The sequence below is a fragment of the Melaminivora alkalimesophila genome (assembly GCF_000282995.1).
Classification (GTDB): domain Bacteria; phylum Pseudomonadota; class Gammaproteobacteria; order Burkholderiales; family Burkholderiaceae_C; genus Melaminivora; species Melaminivora alkalimesophila.
This window is the reverse complement of the sequence record NZ_ALEE01000465.1, coordinates 1-3,789: the sequence shown is the minus strand read 5'-3', so window position 1 is coordinate 3,789 and position 3,789 is coordinate 1. Positions and strand designations below refer to the sequence as shown.

The window sequence follows — 3,789 nt, the reverse complement described above, 5'->3', positions numbered from 1 at the left end:
GCGCCACTGGCCGCCGCGGCCGTCGAACAGCGTGATCGCCCGGCCCGGCTGCAGCCGCAGCACCTGCACGTGGCGCGCGGTCTCGGCCGGCAACGCGAACTGCGCGCCGGGAGCCAGCGGCTGCGGGCAATGGAAGCGGGGGCCGTGGTCCATGGAGACTGGCACGGGGCTACATCCGGCCAAAGGCATAGCCGGTGACCGCCTGCGTGCCCTCGATCTGGTCCACCAGCCGCAGCAGCGGCGCCAGCTCGCGGTAGCGGGCGGCCGTCTGGCGGATGTAGGCGATGAAGCGCGGCGCATCCGCCAGGTAGCGCGGCTTGCCGTCGCGCAGCGTGAGGCGCGCGAAGATGCCCGCCACCTTCAGGTGGCGCTGCAGCGCCATCCAGTCCACCGCGCGGTAGAACTCGCCGAAGTCGGCGCCGAAGCCGCTGGGGCTTTCCGCCCCCAGCAGGCCGGCGCGGCGCGCGCGCTCCCAGTAGCGCACCGTGATGTCGATGACGAACTCCTCGTCCCAGCTGATGAAGGCATCGCGCAGCAGGCTGGCGATGTCGTAGGTGATGGGGCCGAGCACCGCGTCCTGGAAGTCCAGCACCGCCAGGCGTCCGTCCGCGCCGACCATCAGGTTGCGCATCATGAAGTCGCGGTGCACGAACACGCGCGGCGCCGCCAGGTTCTGCGCGACGATGGCGTCGAAGGCACGCGCCAGCACGGCTTGCTGGGCCGCATCCAGCGCCACGCCGCGGTGGCGCGCCACGTACCACTCCGGGAAAAGCTGCAGCTCGCGGCGCAGCAGCGCCTCGTCGTAGGGCGGCAGCGCCCCTTCCTGCGTGGCGCGCTGCCAGTCGAGCAGCAGCTCCACCGCCTGCAGGTACCAGGCGTGCGCCGCCTGCGGATCGCCCTCGCGCAGGCGCTCGATCACCGTCTCGCGGCCCACGTCCTCGAGCAGCATGAAACCCTGCGCCGCGTCCCAGGCGAGGATCTGCGGCACGCGCAGTCCGGCCTGCTGCATCAGCGATTGCACGTGCACGAAGGGCCGGCAGTCCTCCAGCGCGGGCGGCGCGTCCATGACGATGGCGCTGCCGCCGCCCTGCCGATCCAGGCGCAGGTAGCGGCGAAAGCTCGCGTCGCTGGAGGCGGGGCGCAGGGTCTGGGGCAGCAGGCCGTGGTCGGGCGCGAGGGCCGCCAGCCAGACGGCCAGGGCCTGGCCGCGCGCCGGGTCGGACCAGTCCACGCCGGCCGGGGCGGGCGCGCTCGGGGAAGGGGGGGTGAAGTGGCTCATGGATAATCGGATTCTAAGAAGCTGGCGCCCCGCGCTTCGCCCTCCACGCCCGTGCCCATCGACCCACGCCGCCGCCCGCCGTCCGCCCTCTGGTCCGAACCCGCCCCGCCGAGCCGCAGGCGCCCGGGCCGGTGGGTGCTGCTTGCCTGCGCGCTGGCGCCGCTGGGGGGTGCGCTGGCCCAGCAGGCGCCGGGTGCAGCGCTTCCGGCTCCCGTGCTGCGCCCCAGTCCCGCGCTGCCCGAGGCGCTGCCGCCCGGCCTGCGCGCGCAGCAGCCGGTGTTCGTGCGCGGCGAGCGGCTCTCGGGCCGGCCCGACATCGAGGCGGACATCGAGGGCGACGCCGAGCTGCGCCGTGGCGACACCGTGATCCGCGCGGACCGGATGCATTACGACGTGCCCACCGACCGCGCGCAGGCCAGCGGCAGCGTCCTCATCAACCGCGCCGGCAACCGCTACGAAGGCAGTCTGCTCGACATGGAGGTCGATGCCTTCCACGGGTTCTTCAGCGACGCGCGCTACCGCTTCCTGGAGACCGGCGCGCACGGCGAGGCGACGCGCGTGGACTTCATCGACCGCGACCGCTCCGTGGTGCACCAGGCAACCTACACCACCTGCGAGCGCACCGACGAGGCGAGCTGGCAGCCGGACTGGATTCTGCGCGCGCGCCGCATCGAGCTCGACCGCGTCGAAGACGTGGGCCGCGCCGAGGGCGGGGTGCTGGAATTCAAGGGCGTGCCCATCCTGCCGGTGCCGGCCATCAGCTTCCCGCTGTCGGACAAGCGCAAGACTGGCCTGCTCCCGCCGACCCTCGGGCTGGACAGCGTGAGCGGCTTCGAATACGCCCAACCCTGGTACTGGAACATCGCGCCCAACCGCGACGCCACCTTCACGCCGCTGCTCATGACGCGCCGCGGCGTGGCGCTGGCAGGCGAGTTCCGCTACTTGGAGCCGCGCTACCGGGGGGAAATCGGCGCGCAGTACATGCCCGGCGACCGCCTGCGCGACCGCGATCGCTGGGCCTGGCGCGGGCGCCACAGCGCGCTGCTGGACACGCCGCTGGGCGGCATGGGCCTGGGCCTGGACATCCGCCGCGTGAGCGACGACGACTACTGGCGCGACTTCACGCAGCGCGGCACCGGCTTCGGCAGCGATGCGCCCGGCCAGCTCGCCGAGCGCCTGCTGCCCGGCGAGGGCACGCTCAGCTGGGCGGGCGGCCCGCACTCCGTGGCGCTGCGCGCACTCAAGTGGCAGACCCTGCAGGACCCGCTCGCGCCCATCACGCCGCCCTACGACCGGCTGCCGCAGCTGCACTGGCGCTATGCCCCGACGCAATTGCCGGCCGGGTTGGACGCGAGCGTGGAGGCCGACTACACGCATTTCTCGGCCGACCGCCGCTGGTACGCCCAACCCAACGCGCGCCGCAGCTACGCGCTGGCCCAGCTCAGCCGCCCCTTCCTGGCGCCGGCCGGCTTCGTCACGCCGCGCCTGCAGCTGCACGCCACCAACTACGAATTCGACGCGCCCCTGGCCAACGGCCAGCGTTCGGCCTCGCGCGTGCTGCCCACCTTCAGCCTGGACAGCGGCCTGGTCTTCGAGCGCGATGCGCGCTATTTCGGGCGCAGCTTCCTGCAGACCCTGGAGCCGCGCGCCTTCTACACCTACACGCCCTACCGGGACCAGAGCCTGCTGCCGGTCTACGACACGGCGGCGACCGACTTCAACTTCGCCACCATCTACACCGAGAACGCCTTCGGCGGCAACGACCGGCTGGCGGACAACAACCTGCTGACCCTGGGTGTGACCACGCGCCTGCTCGATCCGGACAGCGGCGCCGAGGCCGCGCGCTTCGGCATCGCCCAGCGCCTGCGCTTCTCCGACCAGCGCGTGACCATGCCCGGCGCGCCGCCGGTGAGCGAGCGCCTGTCGGACGTGCTGCTCGGCGCGGGCCTGAACTGGGCGCCCGAATGGGGGCTGGACTCGACGCTGCAATACAACCCCAAGACCGGCCGTTCGCTGCGCACCACCATCGGCGCGCGCTACTCGCCCGGGCCGTACCGCACGGTGAGCGCCGCCTACCGCATGCAGAAGGTGACCGACCTGATCACCGAGCCGAGCCGCCAGCTCGACATGGGCTGGCAGTGGCCCCTGGACGGGCTGTGGGGCGGCGCCGGCCGGGGTCCGGACCGCGCTGCCGGGCGCTGGTACAGCGTCGGCCGCCTGAACTACAGCCTGAAGGACCGCAAGCTCGTCGACACGGTGGTCGGGCTGGAATACGAGAGCTGCTGCTGGACCGGCCGCGTGGTGCTCGAGCGGTTGCAGCGCAGCATCGACAGCTCCAGCACGCGCGTCATGCTGCAGCTCGAATTCCAGGGCTTCTCGCGCCTGACGCTGGGCGCCAATCCGCTGGCCAGCTTGCGCCAGCACGTGCCGCGCTACCAGGACCTCGGGCAGAGCCGCCCCATCCCTAGCCGCTTCTCCCAGTACGATTGAGCCGAACGACCGCCGCGGCG

At 72.7% G+C, this 3,789-nt stretch carries 3 protein-coding genes; 1 reads left to right on the top strand and 2 read right to left on the bottom strand.

All coding sequences use genetic code 11. The features are described from left to right. Nucleotides 1–153: RNA methyltransferase PUA domain-containing protein (locus tag A612_RS17915; RefSeq protein ID WP_040436467.1), on the bottom strand; the 153-nt coding region annotated here is incomplete at its 3' end. Nucleotides 154–169: 16 nt separating this feature from the next. Then, nucleotides 170–1,279, bottom strand: coding sequence for an aminoglycoside phosphotransferase family protein (locus tag A612_RS09060; RefSeq protein ID WP_019374179.1), 1,110 nt, complete (start codon nt 1,277–1,279; stop codon nt 170–172). Nucleotides 1,280–1,336: 57 nt separating this feature from the next. Here A612_RS09060 and A612_RS09055 point away from each other — a divergent pair, with 57 nt between their 5' ends. Further along, nucleotides 1,337–3,769, top strand: a complete 2,433-nt coding sequence (locus tag A612_RS09055; RefSeq protein WP_051001479.1) for an LPS-assembly protein LptD — start codon at nt 1,337–1,339, stop codon at nt 3,767–3,769. Nucleotides 3,770–3,789 lie beyond the last annotated feature (20 nt).

Coding starts and splice junctions, on each gene's coding strand:
- A612_RS09060 (WP_019374179.1), bottom strand. CDS start 1,279: ATGAGCCACTTCACCCCCCCTTCCCCGAGCGCGCCCGCCCCGGCCGGC.